At 52.0% G+C, this 20,420-nt stretch carries 14 protein-coding genes; 9 read left to right on the top strand and 5 right to left on the bottom strand.

Going from position 1 to position 20,420, the window contains the following annotated elements; translation table 11 throughout:
- Nucleotides 1-6: 6 nt before the first annotated feature.
- The 8 genes from HMPREF9162_RS04715 to HMPREF9162_RS04685 all read left to right on the top strand — a co-directional run bounded on the left by HMPREF9162_RS04715 (nucleotide 7) and on the right by HMPREF9162_RS04685 (nucleotide 7,674).
- Nucleotides 7-915, top strand: coding sequence for a hypothetical protein (locus HMPREF9162_RS04715; protein ID WP_009438560.1), 909 nt, complete (start codon nucleotides 7-9; stop codon nucleotides 913-915).
- Complete coding sequence (locus HMPREF9162_RS04710; protein ID WP_009438341.1) at nucleotides 912-2,606, top strand: hypothetical protein; 1,695 nt, start codon at nucleotides 912-914, stop codon at nucleotides 2,604-2,606. Before HMPREF9162_RS04715 ends, HMPREF9162_RS04710 begins: the two co-directional genes overlap by 4 nt.
- Complete coding sequence (locus tag HMPREF9162_RS11890; protein WP_071586901.1) at nucleotides 2,603-2,824, top strand: hypothetical protein; 222 nt, start codon at nucleotides 2,603-2,605, stop codon at nucleotides 2,822-2,824. The genes HMPREF9162_RS04710 and HMPREF9162_RS11890 overlap by 4 nt, the downstream gene beginning before the upstream one ends.
- A 4-nt stretch (nucleotides 2,825-2,828) precedes the next feature.
- A complete protein-coding gene (locus HMPREF9162_RS04705; RefSeq protein WP_037350220.1) occupies nucleotides 2,829-3,902 on the top strand; it encodes a hypothetical protein in 1,074 nt (357 codons plus the stop codon).
- Nucleotide 3,903: 1 nt separating this feature from the next.
- Nucleotides 3,904-4,296 (top strand): holin family protein, encoded by a 393-nt coding sequence (locus tag HMPREF9162_RS04700; protein WP_009438406.1) that lies wholly within the window; start codon nucleotides 3,904-3,906, stop codon nucleotides 4,294-4,296.
- A 108-nt stretch (nucleotides 4,297-4,404) separates the two neighbouring features.
- Nucleotides 4,405-4,590 carry an SHOCT domain-containing protein gene (locus HMPREF9162_RS04695; protein ID WP_009438368.1) on the top strand — a complete coding sequence of 62 codons (186 nt, stop codon included), beginning with the start codon at nucleotides 4,405-4,407 and terminating at the stop codon, nucleotides 4,588-4,590.
- Between the two features lie 34 nt (nucleotides 4,591-4,624).
- Nucleotides 4,625-6,124, top strand: a complete 1,500-nt coding sequence (locus tag HMPREF9162_RS04690) for a recombinase family protein (RefSeq protein WP_009438576.1) — start codon at nucleotides 4,625-4,627, stop codon at nucleotides 6,122-6,124.
- Nucleotides 6,103-7,674, top strand: coding sequence for a recombinase family protein (locus HMPREF9162_RS04685; protein WP_009438362.1), 1,572 nt, complete (start codon nucleotides 6,103-6,105; stop codon nucleotides 7,672-7,674). The genes HMPREF9162_RS04690 and HMPREF9162_RS04685 overlap by 22 nt, the downstream gene beginning before the upstream one ends.
- A gap of 4 nt (nucleotides 7,675-7,678) precedes the next feature.
- Here HMPREF9162_RS04685 and HMPREF9162_RS04680 read toward each other — a convergent pair whose 3' ends face one another.
- The 5 genes from HMPREF9162_RS04680 to HMPREF9162_RS04665 all read right to left on the bottom strand — a co-directional run bounded on the left by HMPREF9162_RS04680 (nucleotide 7,679) and on the right by HMPREF9162_RS04665 (nucleotide 18,621).
- On the bottom strand, nucleotides 7,679-9,346 hold the full coding sequence (locus tag HMPREF9162_RS04680) for a ShlB/FhaC/HecB family hemolysin secretion/activation protein (protein ID WP_009438413.1): 1,668 nt from the start codon (nucleotides 9,344-9,346) through the stop codon (nucleotides 7,679-7,681).
- Nucleotides 9,347-9,417: 71 nt separating this feature from the next.
- On the bottom strand, nucleotides 9,418-9,867 hold the full coding sequence (locus tag HMPREF9162_RS12335) for a hypothetical protein (protein ID WP_217490382.1): 450 nt from the start codon (nucleotides 9,865-9,867) through the stop codon (nucleotides 9,418-9,420).
- An 8-nt stretch (nucleotides 9,868-9,875) separates the two neighbouring features.
- On the bottom strand, nucleotides 9,876-11,267 hold the full coding sequence (locus HMPREF9162_RS04675) for a hypothetical protein (RefSeq protein ID WP_009438514.1): 1,392 nt from the start codon (nucleotides 11,265-11,267) through the stop codon (nucleotides 9,876-9,878).
- An 81-nt stretch (nucleotides 11,268-11,348) separates the two neighbouring features.
- Nucleotides 11,349-11,813 (bottom strand): hypothetical protein, encoded by a 465-nt coding sequence (locus tag HMPREF9162_RS04670; protein WP_009438337.1) that lies wholly within the window; start codon nucleotides 11,811-11,813, stop codon nucleotides 11,349-11,351.
- 19 nt (nucleotides 11,814-11,832) lie between these two features.
- Nucleotides 11,833-18,621, bottom strand: a complete 6,789-nt coding sequence (locus HMPREF9162_RS04665; protein WP_009438520.1) for a hemagglutinin repeat-containing protein — start codon at nucleotides 18,619-18,621, stop codon at nucleotides 11,833-11,835.
- A gap of 261 nt (nucleotides 18,622-18,882) precedes the next feature.
- Between HMPREF9162_RS04665 and HMPREF9162_RS04660 the strand changes: the two genes are divergently transcribed.
- Nucleotides 18,883-20,412 (top strand): YifB family Mg chelatase-like AAA ATPase, encoded by a 1,530-nt coding sequence (locus HMPREF9162_RS04660; protein ID WP_009438499.1) that lies wholly within the window; start codon nucleotides 18,883-18,885, stop codon nucleotides 20,410-20,412.
- The last annotated feature ends 8 nt before the right edge of the window (nucleotides 20,413-20,420 follow it).

Below are 20,420 nucleotides of genomic sequence, written 5' to 3'. Positions count from 1 at the left end.
GTTTGTATGGCGTTCAAATACATCAATCCCGGCTATGCGGAGCTGCTTTCGGTTCGTGGCGGCACGACGGTAACAGGGGAGAAGTACAGTAAGACAGGCGTATCCTTCTGGCAGCCGACCTATTACAAGGGACTCAATCTTTCCGAGGTTCCATCGGAGCTTTACGGTAAATTCGATATGTACATCAAGAACTCCGAAAATGCAGACCGTGCAAGGTTCTCCATCGCTATCGGGGACTACAAAATCATGGAAGCAGAAACATTCTGGAGCAAGTGGAAGATTCGCGGGAACAACAACAATAATACGCTTGCCGCAGGTGAGGAAGTTCGTGTAAAAGCAATCAGCACGGTGTGGTTTCACATCAAGCCGGGACAAAACAATGACGGTCTTTTTCATGCCGTGATCGATGAACGCGAGGTTTGCAATAAAAGTGATGCGTATGTCGGTTATCTCACAAACTCGGATGCGAAGACAATATCGATCCTCAGCGGAACGGATGAAATTCTCGTCTCGAATCTCATCCTCTCGGATGAGGCGATTAGTCCGAGAGAGCAGGTCATTATGTTGCCCGTCGAATCGACACAGACGAACATGACCGACTGCGGCGATGGAAGCTATGAGGCGACGGCTGCGAATCAGGAGCTTCTGCAAACGGTCTATGTTGCCGCCCTATCCGCGCAGTATGGCGCAGACTCGCGTGTGACAGGGATTTCCCTCATTGGGAATCCTGCCTACCGCACGGCAGAAGGACTGTGCGCTCTGAGGGCACTTGAAAAGAGCGGCGGGAATATCACGGAATACGGCAGACATATCGCCGAACAGAATCCAACATCAGTTGTGATGGACACGCGCACTGTCTCCATGACGATTGCAGAACTCACGGGACGGCAGTTTGGATGGAGAGCGGGAACATGAGCATCAAGCTGAAACCTGGTATTTGTATTGCGTGGCTGCCGTTCGGGCGCATTCACATCAAGTCTGTTATATATGCCACGGTGATTCCCGTATTCCGTCAATCGGTCAAGGTCAGTGGAGATACGTCGCGCCGTCTCAACATATCCATCGCCATGCGTGCAGATACCCTGCGCGATATTCGGATCGTCAAGAAAATCACGGTAACGGGCGACACCGAGCGGCGCATTGGTCGCTGTGGTACGGTTCTCGTAGATACGAAGCGGACTCTTGTCAAGCAGTCGCGCATCCTTGCGGATACGAGAATTGAGATTCCGCACACGCTTACCTACGCAGAATTCCGGGAGCGGGGGATTCGCTCGTTTTCCGTAATGCTTGGGGAACTCAGTCTCTCCGACACCATCCAACTTGAAACCGTTCAACCGCTGTCTGTCGGTGCGAGTGTAGAGGGACGGGTGATGGACTATGCTTTCCGCTTTCTCGTGGAGGAAACAAGTCAGCGCGGCATCGTGCAGTCCGTCAAGGGGACGTACAGTAAAGACACACTCCTCTACACGCCCATCCATATCTATGTCGAGCGGGCAAAGGTATCACGCTATGCTGCCGAGATTGCGGCGGCACTTGGTTTGAAATTACACCGTCTGACCGATGATTTCACACCGTCGCAGAACTTCGAGGGGAGTGGAATGACGTATCATGACTTCATCTCCGCGCTCTTCGGCTGGACAGCAAAACTCCCGCAGCGGCAGATCAACGTCTTTATTCGCGGAGATACGCTCCACATCATTCAGCGCGGCATGGAGGAATCCGTGGTCGATATTACGAACTGGCCGCACGCGCAGCCGACCATCGAACGGAAACTCGTTCGTTCCGTCTGGCACAGCGCGAACAACAATCATGAGAGCGGGGCGCACAACGAGGAGGATACCGCTCCCGTTCCCTTCACGGGAACGATTTCATTCAAAGAGATCAGCCGTACTTACTCCAACGGCTTTCTCGTCCGTGAGACAAACGAAAATGGCTATAGCACATACGCGTATGATGGGGAGTATCTTGCGACAAAGCGCACGCATAATGTGGATGGCTCGACAAGCCGTACGGATTACGCATACGCCTCCACAGGTCGCGACGTTTACCTCTTCAAGGAATGGGAGCGTACAACAGAACCCGTCAATGATGGGAAGAAGCATACGGAATATGACTGGGAGGATTGGAGCAATGAGAAGGGAACAGAGCGCATTACCTACCACGCGCCGCTCGGCTATGGATGGTATGCGACCACCGTCTATGTGGACGGCGTGCTTGAAGGAAGCTCCCTCTCGCAGGGAAAACCCGGCGGCAAGTCGAGTCAGTTCACCGTCGAGCAGTCGAATCTCAGCCTTGGTGCAAGTTACGCGAGTGATGATGAGCTTCCGTATTCTTCCCTCATCGACACCGAGTTTCCCGTTGTGGGGACGGACTATCTTCGTGCCTTGACACGAGAAATCGAGTGGCTCAATCGCAAGACGCAGGAGACAATCACGGTGGAGATTCACGCACGGATTCGTAGCGGCGTTCCCGACATTGACCACATCGTCGATTTTACCGAGCGCATCCGCTTCGAGGGACACGAATACTTCCTTCAGTCCAATATGGTGGAACTCACGCCGCGCCTTCTGCGGCAGACCATCAAGATGGTGAGGTGGTATGGATGAATGGCGTTCTAGGGCTTGCGGCAGCAATCCGAGCAGGACTGAGAAAAGGAAGTACTCAGGAATCTCGCGCTCAGCGTGGTATCATCCGTAACGGACGCGTCCATATCGGCGAGCGGTCGTATCCATTTCGTGCGGCAGTGGACTGCAATACGTCAGATGGCAGTTTGGTGTGGGTACAGATTTCAAAGGGCGACACTGCCGTTATCGTGGGAGCGTGAGCTTATGCACAGGGCTAGAGTGAAAGCTGTGAGCGGGAATCGGGTGCTTGCGAATGGTACGTGGCTCATCTGCATTGGAAATCGAACAGTCTATCCAGGCGAATGGATCTGGACGGACGGTCGCTGCGTCTACGGGCATGAATCCGAGGGCGGCAGCAGTTATGTTCCGACGAATGTCCTTTCCGGCATACCGCTCCTCCAGATAAAGTGGAAGGATCAAAAAAACCAGATGCTCCATTCGTACTATGCAAAAGGAAAGATTCATCCGCTCGGCTTTTCCAAAGAGGATATATGGATGGTCAACAGCAGCCGCCACTTCGCGTATGTCTCAGGCTATGGAATGCTCGATGCCGAAATGGATGAGCGGGGAAATCTCTATACCCTCGAAGCTGTGAATGTCCTCGTGTTCCCGATCATCGGGGCAGATCAGCGTGACAGTATTCTCTCTGTCAAACGCAACGGCGAGATCATCGCCGCATACGATCTTGTGCCGATGTTTGGTGCTCCCGCCGTATCCGGTCCCACTGACCTCTATAGCTGTCAAACAGAAGGCGGGCGGGTGGATAAAGCTGGGAACTTCAAAGTGATGATATGGCACTCCGTATCAGAGCATGGGGGAGACGGAAGCCATGTCAGCACCGACCGTTATGTGTTCTTCGACGGTCAGAACATGGAATCTTGGATGGAGAAAACCAAAACAACGTCAAGAGACTCTGTTACAGGGGAATCCCATACTTCGGAAAGCAAATGGAGCGCACTGGATTATAGTGTCCGCTATCCAATCCATGACGGAATGTATATGCGCTTTCCTGCAAATCTGGATTATCTTATCTCCGGAAAAAAATATATCTCAAAGATTTACAGTGCAAAGGACGAACTGCTCATGGAACTGGAAACAAATCCGACTGCCCGTACAAGTCTCTGCCCTCTGGGACAGGGGAAATATCTGGTCAGCACGGGATCGCCCTTATATTTATGGAAGGACGGTCAGCTTACAGAGCTTATGCGCGGATGCTATAACTACCGTCTGCGCAGGATGAGCAATCTCAATAAATGGAAGAAAGCAGGGGGTGTCTGATATGGATCAGATTTTAACCATACGTCTGTATGCGGCGGGCATCGGCATCGTAGTCGGGGAGTTCCTCGGCAGCTTTGACGATCTGCTCTATGCACTTGTCGCATTTGTGGCAACGGATTACATCACGGGAGTCCTCCGTGCGATTGTAGAAAAGAAACTGTCCAGTGCAATCGGCTTCAAGGGAATCTGCAAGAAAGTCTGCATCTTCACCCTTGTCGGCGTGGCGAATGTCCTCGATACCCACATCATCGGGAGCGGCTGCGTCCTGCGCTCCGCCGTGATCTTCTTCTACATCTCGAATGAAGGAATCTCGATCATCGAGAATGCAGTGCGGATGGGGCTTCCCGTTCCACAGAAATTGCAGGACATGATGCACAGCCTCAAAGATAAATAACTGCTTTAACCTCAATGCCCGGCGAATCTTCGTCGGGTTATTTTTATGCCCGAAAAGGTGACCATGAGAGCCGTTTTTGTCCGCTGCTTCATGAAGGGAGATGTTGAAATGAGCAAGGAAGAAGGCCTTCGGGAAATGACGTATCAGATGGTGATGCGTGCTTCATGGAAAATGCTGCAGAGCGGACTTTTGTCAGAGGACGAGTATCTTGCATTTGAAGCGAAAATGCGCGAGAAATATCGCCCCGTCATCGGGCTTCTATTTTCAGATATTGACTTGCTATCGTGCGGATAGTACGGGAATATGGGAGTGGAAAGGAGGGAGCACCATGAAGATACGAAGAGTCCAACCAAGCCCTATATTGCAGAAAAAGCTGCGTGTGGCTGCGTATGCCCGCGTCTCTGTGGACACGCTTCACCACTCCCTTGCAGCGCAGGTCAGTTACTACAGCAGTCTCATCCAGAAGAATCCCGCATGGGAATACGCCGGTGTCTATGTGGATGAGGGGATTACGGGGACGAGTACCGCGCATCGGACGGAGTTCAAGCGGCTGATCGCCGATTGCAACGCCGGAAAGATTGATCTGGTACTGGTTAAAAGCATCAGCCGATTTGCCCGTGATACCGTGGATTGCCTCAATACCGTTCGGAAATTGAAAGAGCAGGGCATTGCCGTCCGATTCGAGCGCGAGAACATTGATTCCATGTCGGAGGACGGAGAACTTCTCTTGACGCTGCTCGCATCCTTTGCCCAAGAGGAGAGCAGAAGCATCGGCGACAACATTCGGTGGGGTGTGCGGAGGCGTTTTAGACAGGGGATTCCAAACGGACATAAAGCCCCTTATGGCTACACGTGGGACGGCGAGATGTTCCGCATCGTTCCTTCTGAGGGCGAGATCGTCAAGGAAATTTACCGCAGATACCTTGCCGGGGAATCTGCCTACGCCATCGCGAAGAGTCTCGCGGGACGTGGAATCACGGGGCGGCAGGGGAGACCAATAGAGCAGACCACGGTAAAGGACATCCTCTCCAACATCTCCTACACGGGCACAATGGCGCTGCAGAAGAACTACATCACGGAAGGTCATATCCGTAAGCAGAATAAAGGCGAACTTCCCATGTATCTGGTGGAGGGGATGTTCGAGCAACTCGTGTCAAAGGTAGATTTCGACAAGGCACAAGAGATACGGAAACGGAGAGCCGAAGGGGCGGCCAATCGGAATCCTGTGCTAATGCCATTCTCGGGAATGGTGAAATGCGGATGCTGCTGCGGCGGCTTCAGTAGAAGAACCGCCGGGAAGTACAGGCGATGGGGATGCAACACAAGAGAGCGGAAGGGCAGCACTGCTTGCGATAGCCGTCCAATCAAGGAAGAGGAACTTGTCGCTGTGGTCAGAACCGTCATGGAGAAGGATGATTTCGATACTGCGGAACTCAGGCGTAAGGTGTCCAAGATCGTCATTCACGGTGATCGAATCGACTTCCATCTTGTCAACGGGCGCATAAAAAAGACTGCCCGCATCTACAACGGGCAGCGCGGCAGCAATCCCTTCACGAACAAAGTGTACTGTGGCTCCTGCGGAAGCAAGTGTGAGCGTGACACTTGGACGAAGGGAACTAAGGTGTGGTCTTGCAGTCAGCCGCGCACAAAGTGCCGACTGAAACGGCTGCCCGAATCCGAACTAAAGGAAGCGGCAGAATCCTTGTTCGGCGATGGCTATGAGGGCAAGATCGTACAGAATGTAAAGCGGATTGTCATATCCGACGATGAGGTCATATTTCAACTCAAAGAAGGAGGCGCATACCGATGGCAAAGACAGTGCGGGTGATTCCTGCAACTCCCAGAGTGTTTCGGTCAGAAGTTGCGGCAGAACCAAGGCGGCGCAGAACGGCAGGGTACGCCAGAGTTTCGACCGACCATGAAGAACAGGCTTCCAGTTACGAAATGCAGATGGCGCATTACAAGAACTACATCGAAAGCCGCGCTGACTGGGATTTCGTCGGCATGTATTCGGACGAAGGGATAAGCGGCACCAACACAAAGAAGCGTGACGGGTTCAACCAGATGATTGAGGATGCCCTTGCCGGCAAGATTGATCTTATCATTACAAAGTCGGTCAGCCGCTTTGCGAGAAACACTGTGGATTCTCTGCAGAACGTCCGCAAGCTCAAGGAAAACGGCGTAGAGATTTACTTCGAGAAGGAGAACATCTGGACGTTCGATACGCGCGGAGAACTCCTTATAACGATTATGTCGAGCCTCGCTCAGGAGGAGAGCCGCAGTATCTCGGAGAACACCACATGGGGCAAGCGGAAGCAGTTCGCTGAGGGCAAGACCAGTGTCGGCTACAGTGCTTTTCTCGGCTATGACAAGGATTTCAAAATCAACGAGGAACAGGCGAAAATCGTAAGGCTCATCTACAAACTCTTCCTCGGCGGGCGATCCTTCTATGCCATTACCAAGGAACTGGAGAAGCGGGGCATTAAATCTCCGTCGGGAAAGGACAAGTGGTATATCTCGACGGTGCGCTCCATCCTTACCAACGAGAAGTACCGTGGCGATGCGCTGATCCAGAAAGAGTATACGGCGGACTTCTTGGATAAGACGCGACGGAAGAATACGGGCGAGATTCCGCAATACTATGTGGAAGAACACCACGAGCCGATTATCCCACCGGATTTATTCGACTTTGTGCAATCGGAGATAAAACGCAGAGAGCAGAACGGCAAGCACAGCGGTGTGAGCATCTTCGCGAACAAGATAAAATGCGGCTGCTGCAGCGGTTGGTACGGGGCGAAGGTGTGGCACTCCACGGACAAGTACCGCAGAGTCATCTATCGCTGCAACAAAAAATATGCCCACAAGGGCAAGCCGTGTGGTACGAGGCACTTGACGGAGGAGGAAATCAAACAGATTTTCGTCAAGGCACTGAACTCCTTGATGGAAGTCAAAGAGAACGTGATTGCCGAACTGCGATCACTGATTGACAGCGTTTGCCAGATGGAGGAGCTGACTGAGGAGCGTAATAGAATAGAGCAGGAACTCGGCGTTTTGACAGAACGGCTTGAAAAACTGATTCGTGAGAATGCACGGGTGGCACAGGATCAGACGGCATATCTGAAACAGGAAAATGAGATTCGCGCACTCTATGTGGAAAAGCAGGGGAGTTTGGAGAAGCTGGACGAGCAAATTGCCGAGAGGGAGAGTAAGAGAAAGACCTTGGAGGGCATGATTCAAGTGGTATGTGGTATCAACGGGGAACCAGTCGAGTTTGACGAGGAGTTGTGGGGCGGGCTGCTCGATCACATTGTAGTCAAGGAGGACGGGCAGGTGGTTGTTGTTTTCAAGGGTGGGATTGAGATTGGTGTTTGGAAATGAGGCCCTAGAACTTCCATCCGAGGGAGAACCCGCCCGTCACCTTAGCCGTATGGAACCCGTCGGGTTTTCGGATCGGCATCGCCGCAAAGACATCATAGGACAGATCGTCAATCATCCCGCGCACGCCGAGCGCCGCCCCCGCGATCGTGTGCCCGTTGTAGAGATCCGCACCGGCGCCGTACACCGCACCGACATCAAGGCCGAGATAAAGCTCCAGCTTCTGCTTCGGGAACCGCGTCGCAAACTCATTGCGGAGATACCAGCCGTCCGTCCCCATCAGCGTAACCTCGCCGTCGAAGCCCCGTACCGTATACCGATTCCCCATGCTGATCATATCCGTGCCGTAGAGCTCCATCCCGTCCATCGTCCACTGCCCGTGAAAGGACGTCGTAAACGTCGCAGGACGGTGGCTGAACTCAAACGGATGCACATAGTCCGCATCCAGGACCCACATCCGATACCGTGTCCGCGGCATATCCTCATAGGGACTCTCCTCCTGCGCCCCTATCCACCCGAGACCAAATCTATGGGCCAAACGGAAATAGAGCGTATCTCTTTTTAGATACAGACGCTCTGCAAGCCCGACCTCCATCGATGTCTGATGCATCGCCTGGATCGGAAGCTCGACATCGTTGAGGAAGCGATGTGAGTTCCGCTTGCGCAGACGAATGTCCATACTCGTCTTTCGATTTGCCGAACGGCTCAGCACATAGTCCCATGAAAGCACAGAGATATTCGTATCGCCTGCACTGATGAAATCATAGGGCATGCTTGCTACTGTCTGATGATATTTCGACCGCTGATAGGAGAGGGAAAAGGTATGGCGTCCGTAGGGATAGGTATAGCTGATATTATGCCCGCGCGTACCTTTCTCATAGCCGTCACGAGCACCGTCGAGATTCATGCCGATGCGGAGCATATCGTTCTTATGAAAGAGCTGGTCGATGCCGAGTGATGTGTACCACTGGAGCCTGCCCGTATCCTTGAGTCCGGAGTCGTCAAACGAGATCGTTCCGTAGACATTCCTCCCGCGTTTTACCGTAAGTACGACATCTGTCCCCTGGGGCTGATCGGCCGGTACAAGCTGAACCGAGATATCCTGTGAGGGAAGCCGCTTTGCCTGCTCGATACCCTGCTCGATGTCCCGTACGTTCAGAACATCTCCCTCGCGGAAAGGGAAGAGATTCTTCCAGTAGACCGTATCACTGCCGTCTGCAAAACGGACGACATGAATATACCCCACGAGGAGGACAAGGCGCAGCTCGCCGGAGGAGAGATTCTGTTCGGGAACGGCAACGCGGCTTGTCGAAAAACCGCGGGACATGAGCGCGCGGTTCATCGCGGTGACGAGATCGTTGATCTCGCGCAGAGAGAGCTCTTTTCCCTCATAGGGGCGGGAAAGACGTTCGAGGAAGCGAAAACGTTCCGTTTGATTTTGGATCGTAATATGGGAGATATGAAAGCGTACACTCTCATCGGCAGGAAGATCGGAGGAGGGAGGGGGAGGCGCAACGACCTCCGCACGCTCCTGATTCAGCCGCTCCTGTCGCTCAGACTCCTGTGTACGCGACTGATCCAGCTGCTCCTGCTGGGCAGGGGCAGCGATAGCTGGGACGGCAGAGAGGGAGAGGATGGGGATGAGGAGGAAGGTCGTGGGGCGGTTGAGTTGCATCAAGTAGAATCGCCTACTTTCCAAAGAATATTTTGCTTATTTAATGCAAGCAAATAGTGCGAGCGTTCCCATTATAAAAAATAGATTGTGATAGCGAAATATAATATATTATGATCTTTTATTTCGTTGAAAACTTGTAACTGATATTCTGAACGAGGATAGTTTGGAATTTTATCTAATTCTTGTAAAAAAACCAAAACATATTTTCTTAGTAAAATTGCTGTAATTCCAGTGCAATAAAGGACAGCTACCAACAATTCTTCTGTATAAGCACTTGTATAAGCACTGCCTAGTAGAAATAGGCAACACATTATAATCCATGGTAATTTTCCTATTAAGAAAAAACGAAAGTAAGCTTGCTTCACACGGGGGGACCAAAAAGACCCTGTTGATTTATAGTTCCATAATGCTCCTCCTATGATAATAATACTTCCAATTATGTATATATATAATCCAAGATTTGTAGATGCATTTATTTTTTCCAACACTTGCATTGCCCTTCCTAAAATGATATATGGCATTGATAGAACTATTTTGTCTGTCCATCTTTTAGAAGGATTTTTCTCAATTCATACTTTGCAATATCTCCTGCGACGCTACCTGTAATAGCAGCTGCTGAAGCAGTGAATATCGAGGCTGGTCCCGATTCAGTGGCGGCAAATCCGCCAATTGCAGAAAATAATGTTGGCAGTACATCCGTTCCTAGCGCTATAGCCAAGTTTGTTCCAGAATAAATGTACCAATCTTTCCGCATATCTCTATATGTCCACCCCATTCCTACGACGCCGCCTAATTTAAGATAGACTGAAAGCGGTCTTACAAAATGTCCCTCCCTTTTGACTGCATCAGGGAGTCGATTAGATACATCTGTAGCACTATTGATTCCGATTGAACCAAGTATGCTAAATTCTGTTTCTTTTTCAGGCAATACGAGATTTGTGCCATCAAAATTCTTTGGTGTGTGTATTTCTGTAACACGTTCGTATTGTTGAATATTAGAGGTTGAGTGTCGGATAGATTGCGCCTTTTTGGAAACTAATACGTCTCGATTCCAATAACCATCCTCTACTGCGACAGTTTCGGGAGAAGACCAACCAGAAGAACGAAGTGTTTCGTTATATTTTTTGAAGAATTCAATAGCACTTTCCTTTGTAATTCCGGCATCCATAAGATATCTAATAGCCTTGGGGTAGTTGTCGGTATTTTCTGCTTGCTTCCAAGCAGAGTTTGCAAGAGCAGGCTCTTGTTCTGATAGAGTCTTATGCATACCATCAATATATTGATCTATCTCTTCTTGTGATGGCGTTGTACCATCGTTTTTCTTTAGAGTTTCTTTTGCTATGGTTTCAACGGGATAGATATCTGGAAATTCCATTAAGAAATAGTTCCACTTCGTCCCACTTGCAGCCGCAGATGCTCCTGCGAGAGCATTCCCACCCGCGACTTTTGCGGCAGCTGCTCCGATGATGGCACTGATGAGCTGTGCTGTGCCGGGGTCTTTGCCGTCAAGAGCTTTGATGAGTGCTTCGTTGAGTCCTGCACCGATGGCACCCGAAGCAAAGCCAGCTCCTGTGATCTGGCTCATGAGCCCGCCAATGATGGCGTGCGCAGCAATCTTGCGTCCGCTTCCATCGTCCTTCATGTTGTGTAAGAGACGGAATGCCTCCTCGCCGAAGACTGCGGCAAGTTCCTGCTGTTCCTCGATTTTCGCCTTGTCAAAGATCCTGCCGAGCTCATTGAGGGCATTCTCTGTGTCACGGCTGAGGGCGGAGATGTCCTGTGCCGGATTCTCACGGATGTCGATTGTTCCTGCGGCAACGGCAGATTTCGTTGTGCTGCTTGCATCTCCCTTGACGGGCATGGAGAGATTTGGCGCAAGTCCTTTGGTGTTATAGACTTTGTTCTGTTCATCCTCCGACATGTTCTCAAAGTTGCCGTATTTGTGGTAGGAGGCACCGATGCTCTTTGCACTGTAATCGGCTTCGTTTTTGAGATCGCTAACTCAACCTTCCTCTTTTTTCTTGACCTCCTCAAACCATTCTTCGCAAATATGTAATCCTAATTTTGTTTCAGAATCTGTCCATAGATTCTCATAGCAGTAGTCTGCTTTGAGGCTATTCTTTTTTACATCATATACCAGTTTCATTTCTGTCGGCATGTCTTTTCCATATTTCATGCAAAGTGTATAAATTTTTTCTATGTCCTCAGAAATAATATCCAATAGACCTCTTTGTCGCTCTTCAGATACATCATATTCAAAGCCTTTCTCCTTTCCTTTGATATCATTAAGTTGGTGCTTCTTTACAACTTTTTTAGTAATTTCAAAAAAACAATCACCATAAATCGTATTACTTTCATATGAGCAGTATATATATATAGCATCTGCACGCCAATCAACATACTCAAGACATATAGATACCATATCTGCTTGATATTCTGTAAACTTCTCCTCAAAATCGTTTTTCATAATCTGTCTCCTTTAATTGTCATTTATTTAAAATCGTTGTTTTTACAGAATCTTTACCTTCTATCGTGTGTACAATAACGAATTTTGCTGGCCTTTTGCTAGCCCCTTCATATATCACATTTACTTCAACTTGTACGTTCTTTCCCTCCTTAATAGCTTTTGCCCACTCGTTCTCTAGTTTTTTGTACGTGCTCAGATTTACATGTGAACTCTGAGATACCAGATTCGCGAGCTCTGGTGAACCTCCGAAACGATCTGCCGCAAGATGAGCTGCTTGGTCTCCTTCTTGTTTGCCAGGAGTATTCGGGTTGTGCCTGAGCCTCTTATCACGTTCAGTAAGCTGAAGATTGTCTGTCTTGAATTGGCTGAGACGCCCTGCCTCATCGGTCTTATACAAATACTCGAATTCTCCCGCCTTATATTGAATATTGGGGCGTAAAGATTTGCCGTCTGGCTTGTATATATCTTTTGATCCAGGTGCTATCTTTTCAAGGTTTTCTAGGGTAGTAGCGGTGGGGACTGTTCCTGTTGGTAATTGTGACGGAGTGGGGGAGTTGCTTTTGTTCAAACGTGAAACTCCTGGAATAGCATCAAGTTTTTTTACAACCTTGATATATCTCCCTCCTGGAATTATCGTTGTAGCAGATAGTATCGCAGCACTATAATCTCCCTCCGCAAGATATAGGGCGGTTTCTGCTGCTCCTGCCGCAGAACCAATCGGTCCAGGAATATACCCAGCCCAATCTAATCCTTCGTGTGCAACGGAAGCAAATTGCTTAAACCTCATATTATTATTTTGTACGTTATTTTTTGATGTGGAGATTTCTTTCGCAGAAGGAAGGATTTTACCAAGATATTGCCCTTCTGGCTCCAGAATGCCAGTTTTGAATTCTTTAAGATTGGTATCGATGATTGTGGGTGGCATACTTTTGAAGTAGTCACCATTTTTGTCCTCGTCATAACCGCCTGGTAAATCCCATGCGTTCCCCTGGTTATCAACGACGAGATGAATCGTTTGATTATTATACCTAGTGTATAGGAGAATATATTGCCCCTCTTTCAGATCTTGATAAACTTCGGATTCTGGAAGTTTATCAAGCTGCTCTCTAATTTTGGGTAACTTTTCGTATTTATTCCACTTCGTCCCGCTTGCCGCAGCAGACGCCCCAGCTTGTGCATTGCCACCGATTGCCTTCGCAGCAGCTGCTCCGATGATGGCACTGATGAGCTGTGCTGTGCCGGGGTCTTTGCCGTCAAGAGCTTTGATGAGTGCTTCGTTGAGTCCTGCACCGATGGCACCCGAAGCAAAGCCAGCTCCTGTGATCTGGCTCATGAGCCCGCCAATGATGGCGTGCGCAGCAATCTTGCGCCCGCTGCCATCGTCCTTCATGTTGTGTAAGAGACGGAATGCCTCCTCACCGAATACGGCGGCAAGTTCCTGCTGTTCTTCGATTTTTGCCTTGTCAAAGATTTTACCGAGTTCGTTCAGTGCGTTTGTTGTGTCACGGCTGAGGGCGGAGATGTCCTGTGCCGGATTCTCACGGATGTCGATTGTTCCTGCGGCAACGGCAGATTTCGTTGTGCTGCTTGCATCTCCCTTGACGGGCATGGAGAGATTTGGCGCAAGTCCTTTGGTGTTATAGACTTTGTTCTGTTCATCCTCCGACATGTTCTCAAAGTTGCCGTATTTGTGGTAGGAGGCACCGATGCTCTTTGCACTGTAATCGGCTTCGTTTTTGAGATCGCTAAAAGAGAGTGTACCTGTGGAAAGATGGTTCTTGTCGGGAGTTGCGTTGCTCGCGATCAGTCCACCCTTTAGATCGGTATTCTTTTCGACATAGATATCAAAGCCACCACTTCCAGCAAAAAAACCTGCCTGATCGCGTGCACTACGGTAGTGGGAGTCGATATTTCCTTTACTAAAGGAACCTCCGATGTTGGGCTTAGCAAAGGAGCGGGTCGTTACCGTTTTGGACGTTCCGTTTGGTCCCGGAACCTCTGCCTTTGTCATGTTGACATTCCAAGAAATCCCAAAGCCCGCAGAGGTATTCTGCTCCTCATAGGTCTCTTTCTCCTGGAGCGTCTCAATATTGAGGTTCCCGCCGACTCTTGCCGTGACCTTGTCTCCCTGCACCTCGCTCCCAAGGATGTCCGTATCCTTGCCGGAGGAGATGACCGCATTCTCCTCAGCACGAACGAGGGCAGGGGTGTAGGAGGTGTAGGTCTCCTTGCTGTTGCCTTTGGCTCTGTTTACATCGATGCTGATGTCGCTGAGTCCGTTTATGCCAAAGGATGCCCCGACGCTTGCCGAGCTGTATTTATTCGCGGTGGTGGTAACGCTCGTGTTTTCTCCTGCCGCAAGGCGCACGTTCCCCTTAGCTGCGAGGGAGACGTCCTTGCTCTCGACGGTGGAACCCTTGACGGTGAGGTCGCGCTCTGCAGCAGTGAGATTTGCAAGCGCTCCTGCACGGATCATGCTGCCCGCATATTCTCTCGTGACGTTCTCGCTCCGATTGTAGGATCTGCTCGTGCCAAGGCTGAGATTGAGCGAGGGGGTATAGGATTTGTGCAGGGCAAGGGCATTCTTTCCGAAGTAGTCGTGGATGAGGCGGCCGGTTCTCCATGCATAGGCGGCTTTCAGGCGATCATCCTCAACCTCGCCCATGCGCTTTAAGGGGGCATAGAACTCCTGTCCGAGATCGATGAGGCCGTGTCCGAAACTGACAGTAAGACCGGAGGTCTTTACCTCCTTGGTATAGCTCTCGCGGTAGACGTTCTCCCTGCCGTCGATGGTGGTCTCCTTTGCGGTGACGGACGCTTCTTTTCCTGCGAGCACATTGGCAGAGGCCAGATGCGCCGTCTCTCCTGCGGTGAGGGAGACATTTCCGCCAAGGGCAGCAATATTTGTTCCCTGCTGGGTAGTCGCTTCTCTGTCATGATCGGTCTTCGTGCGCTGTGTGCCGATGGTAAAGCCAAGTCCGCCGGAGGAGAAGATGCCGGATTTCTTGACCTCTTTGTAGTGATCGAGCCGTGCGTAGTTCTCAGCGGAGCTTAAGGTCAGGTTCCGCGTTGCAGAGACGTTTGCACTGCCGTCTGCGATGACGTTTGCCGCCTGGAGCTCTGCATCTTTTGCCGCAGAGATATGGATGTTCTTTCCGGAGATATTGGCAGAGAGTGCCGAACGCTCCTCGCTGTCGGTGCGGATGGTGGTGGTCTTGCTGGAGAATAGGCCACGCTCTTTGTACCGCATGGCGTAGTGGTCTTCGGCGGTCTCGGTACCTGCAGTGATGTTCACATCGTTTCCGGCGGTGAGGGAGACGTCTGCATTCTTGCTTGCAACATTCGCCGCTCTTGCGCTCAGGTCATTTCCTGCGGCAAGATTTACATTGCCGTCTGCTTGGATCTCTGTCACAAACTCGGTGCCGCGCTTTGTCCGCAGATAGTTCGAAGAGTCGAGGGTCATGTCCTTTTCGCTTTGGAGTCTCTTGGTGTCGAGGACAATGTCATTTCCTGCCGTGAGCTGGATGCTGCCGTTTTTGCCCTGTGCGGAAAGACTTGCGCCTGTGAGCTCAATGTTCTTGCCCGCACGTATCAAAAGAGTGCCCTCATCTCCGCGGACGGAAATGTCCGCCGTCTGATCGAGGACGTCCTGATGGGGCAGCTTCTCCGTGGTGCTCTGTGCGTAGATATTATCCTTCGCATCAAGGAGAACAGAGGACCCTCCCTGAATGGTGCCGGTGGTCTTTATGTCGGTATCTGAGGTAAGGGTTACATCTTTGGCAAGGATCAGCCCTTCGTTTTCGATGTCTCCTGCATGTGCGCGGATGTTCTCGGCGTAGAGGGTGCCGGCATTTTTGAGTGCTTTTGTTGTTTCGACGCTGATGTTTTTGGCAGAGATGAGACTGCCGCCTGCGGTGAGTCTCAGACCGTTTGTGTTTTTCATATAGAGAACGGGATAGACGGCGCGTTCTTTTTTGCCGCGGACATAGACCTCGCGCTCCTCGAGCCAGATCATGTCGGAGGTGAGCGCCTCGATCTGCTCTTTGGTAAGAGCAACGCCGGGAGCGATGTTCATCTCCTCGGCATACGAAATACCCGCATCCATGAGTGCCTGGAATGCGGCTTCATCGTCGGTATAGCCGTCGAGGTGCCGTTTTCCGGTCTGACGGAGGATTTGCTCAGCAAAGAGCTGCTGCTCGTAGAAGCCGTCGCCGATTCTCTTGGGGACTTTGTCGGGATCCCAGCGAAGGCGCTGGTACATGTAGTCGGAGGAGAGGAATTTGCGCCGGTCGGTGAAGGCAGGATCGGTCTCGATGAGATATTTGGCCGTGCTCTCGGGGTGCACGCGGTAGAGGGCGCTGACGAGGAGATGCTCGAGGCCCTCGGCGCCGCTCCCTTTGGCAAAACCGTCCGGTGCAAGACCGAAGGGGGAGAGGGCGTTATGGATGCGCCTTCTCTGCTCGTCGGTGAGATTCTCGCGGGCGATGCCGCCCTCATAGAGACCAACACCGATGGGGGAGCCCTGGCTGCGGGCAACTTCGGGCGTCATAAAGACGTGGGAGCGGTATTTACGAACGTGACCTTTATGGAGCCAGTTTCTTCTTTCTGTGTAACTTGCCTGTGTGGTTCCAAGCGCGATGGTCTGTGCCTGCTGTTTCTTTGCCTCCTGTGTGAGGGCACCGGTTGTATGGAGTGTTCCCCCCGCGATGATGTTGCTGTCACGGTTTACTATATCGCCGTGCAGCTCAATGCTGCCGCCGGCACGGATGTTGCCGGGCATGGATGAGGTGACCTGTTCCTCTGAGGTCTGCGCATAGGTTTCGATGAATGTGAGGTGATGGATCTTTTGTCCCGCGGCCTCTTCGATGGGCGCATTGTATTTTTTGGCTTCTTCGTTGTGGGCAGCGATCTTTTCGTTGAGCTGTGCGAGGATGCCTTGGTACTGTGTGTCCCAGGCTGCCTGTGCGGGATCTCCGTTTTTGGGGCGCGGCGTGTTCATGGATGGGACGCCGAGCTCTTTGAAGATGGGATCGTCGTAGTCGTAGTTCGGTGCAAGTGTGCCGATGAGTTCTTCGGGGACAGGGGGCTCGCCGTTTGCGATCTCCTCGGGCGTGAGCGGGCGGATCTTTTCGTAGGCCGCAGGTTCATAGATGGGTTTTAGAGCCACCTGGCTGTGATACGCGCCGTAGCCATTATTAAGCTCTCGGAATTCGCTTGCGGGAAATACCTTTCCCTCTTCTTTGTGTCCCTGCTCATTGATAAGGATCTTGGTAGGATTGTAGTGGCTCTCCGTGACGACGCGCTTTGCCGCAAAGGCGGCGTTCTCGTTCCTCACGACGGGCGCGGTGATGCTCATATTTCCCTGTGCTTCGATGCGTGCGCCGTGGTTCTTTAGTTCTTCGTTTGCCGTAAGAGAGAGATCTCCGCCGGAGTAGAGGAGGGCGCTGCCGCTGTTCTTGATGTTCTCTGCACTGAGCGTGAGTTCTTTTCGTGCGGCAATGACGCCCGCGGGTTTTTCCGCAAGGGCAGTCTTGGCCTTCTCGACGATGGCCTGCTGCGCGTCGTAGGCATCCTGTGCTGCACCGATGTCTTCGTTGTAGCGGTCAACAATGGAATGGAGGTTTCTCCCTCCAAACTTTCTTCTGGCGGATTCATCCGTCAGGATGCTCTGGTGTGCTTCTTCGACCGCAGCTTCTCTTTCTTTGAGCACTTTCATTTCGTTTGCAAGGCGCTCCTCAAGGGCTGCATCGGTTTCGTTGGTGATGGTCTTTGCCTGGATGCGGATGGTATCGCCGTAGATTCTGCCGTCTGCGCTGTTCGTGAGTGCTGCCGCTGTGACGGAGGTGTCTTTGCCACCGTAGATGAGGCCATGGTTTTCGATATCTTCTGCGCGGACGGAGGCGGTCCCGTCGCTGTAGAGATTGCCGGAGGTTTTGAGGTTGCCGTTTACATCGAGGGAGACGGCGCGCGTAGCGCTGACCGTTCCCCCGAGGTTGACGCCGAGTCCCTTCTCGGTGCCGACGAGTTCGACACGGCTTGCATACATGCCGCCGATGTCTGCAAGGTCGATGGCATAGGAGGGGGCAGAGCGCAGGACGTTGTCCGCAGTGATGGGGGTGACGCTGCCATCTCTGCCGACGTCATTGGCTCCCGCAGCGAGTTTTGCATGGTTCGCCCAAATACCTGCGTTGATCTCGATGGCACGCGCATAGATCTCAGCGGAATCCGCACCGCGCGCGTCGAGTCCTTTCCCGGTGATGAGGGCGTGCCCGTCCTCCACGCGAATCCCGGTGAAGTTTCCTGCGGCATCGGTCTCGCTGCGTCCTGTGGCAAGGATGGCGCGGGAGGTATTTAAAAAACCAGCGCCGTCTGCGAGGATTCCGTTCGGGTTCGCAATGACGACGTTGGCTTTGGCTCCGGCGACCTCGAGGAAGCCGCGGAGTTCGGATGGATTCCTCCCCATAACCTCGTTGACGATGATGCGCGCCGGCCCGCCGATGAGGTTCGGATTGCCCTCGATGTACCCGGCGAGCTGTGTATTGGCGAAGAGGAAGGCGTTATTGAGGATGGCGCCGCGCTCCGGGACGCTGAAGGAGTCGTAGCGGTTGAGGGAGACCTCACCGGAGGGTGCCGTGATCTGAACAAGGGGGATGCCGCTGCTGCCCGCCTCGGTGACGACGGGGCGCTGAGCAGAGGATGCGGCGGGATCGGCGACGATGTCCTCCGCAAAAACAAGAACCGGCTGCACCGTAAAGATCCCAAGCGTTAGCCAGCAGGTAATCTTTCGCACGAGATCTTTCTTCTTCATCTTTGGTGTCCTCCTTTAAACCATATCCTTACACAATATAACAAAGTAAATCAATAATAACACGAATCAATGGGTTCTTACAAGGATATTATTTCAATGAGATAGAAAAAGTAATTCTTGTTGGAGTTGTATGATTGTGTCTTTTCAAAGGTGTAGGAGATCGACGTTTGGAATCTCTTTTCTTTTGCAAAGAATCATTAGGCAACTTCCACCATCCTGTGTTATAATTTTCTTATATTTGAAACGTAGGAGGGAAGGCCGTTGTTTGCAAAGACCTATGGTGCGACGACCCTCGGGATAGATGGACGGATTATCGACGTTGAGGTGGATGTGTCGCCCGGGCTGCCGGGCTTTGAGCTGGTGGGGCTTCCCGATACGTCGGTGAAGGAGTCGAAGGAGCGCGTGCGCACTGCGATTCGTAACTCCGGTATGCAGCTGCGACAGGAGCGTGTGACGGTCAATCTTGCACCCGCCGATGTGCGAAAGGACAGCTCCGGGCTTGATCTGCCGATTGCCGTTGGTCTCCTTGCATCCTACGGTATGGTTCCGGAGGCGGCGGTGCAGAGTGCACTCTTCTCTGCGGAACTCTCTCTTGATGGAAACTGCCGTCCGATCAGCGGCATTCTCCCGATGGCGATTACGGCGCGTGAGCACGGTCTGACAGAGTTCTACGTTGCACCGTCCAATGCAGACGAGGCACTCCTCATTGATGGGCTGAAGGTCTATGCGGTTGAGAATCTGGCGCAGCTTGTACGCCATCTGACGGGCACGGAAACACTGACCCCCAGCGTGCCAAAACAAGTCAAAGACACAAAAGACAATGCCTTTACCGATGACTTTGCGGATGTGCAGGGGCAGTATCAGGCGAAACGTGCACTTGAGATTGCAGCGGCGGGAGGGCATAATGTCCTAATGGTCGGTGTACCCGGCTCGGGCAAGACGATGCTGGCACGTCGAATGCCTTCGATTCTGCCGGAGCTGACGAAGGAAGAAGCCATCGAGATCACAAAGATCTACAGCATCTCGGGACTGCTGAGTAAAGATACGGGGCTTGTGACGACGCGCCCCTTCCGCAGTCCGCATCATACGTCCTCGACGGTAGCGATGATCGGCGGTGGGAGCATCCCGCGCCCGGGCGAGGTGACACTCGCGCATCACGGCGTTCTCTTTCTGGATGAACTGCCGGAGTTCAGTAAAAAGGCGCTTGAGGTGCTGCGTGAGCCGATCGAGGATCGCCAGATTACGGTATCGCGTGCGAACGCAACACTGACCTTTCCCTCTAGTATCATTTTGGTAGCGGCAATGAATCCGTGTCCATGCGGATATTATGGAGATAAGAACCATGTTTGTGAATGCAGTGCGGGGGAGATCAAGCGGTACACGCGCAAAATCTCGGGGCCGTTGCTTGACCGCATCGATATTCACATCCGCGTGTCGCGTGTGGATTACAACGACCTGCATACGACGCAGCGCGCGGAGTCCTCGGCGGCGATAAGAGCCCGCGTCGTTGCCGCACGGGAAGCGCAGCGTGTGCGGCTGAAGTCATACGATCTGTTTTGCAACGCGCAGATGAATCACAGCATGATCAAAAAATACTGCCGGCTGCAATCGGATGCCGAGGGCATTTTAGAAGCGGCGTTTTACCGGATCAATCTTTCGGCACGCTCGCACGACCGTATCATCAAGGTTGCCCGTACGATCGCAGATCTAGACGGCGCACAGGAGATCGCGGCGAAACATATTGCCGAGGCGATTCAGTTGCGCAGCGATATCGGTCTCAATATCGACTAAAAATATCG

Source organism: Selenomonas sp. oral taxon 137 str. F0430, assembly GCF_000183625.1.
Taxonomy (GTDB): Bacteria; Bacillota; Negativicutes; order Selenomonadales; family Selenomonadaceae; genus Centipeda; species Centipeda artemidis.
Note: the sequence above shows the minus strand (reverse complement) of the source record. Positions and strands in the feature narration are given on the sequence as shown.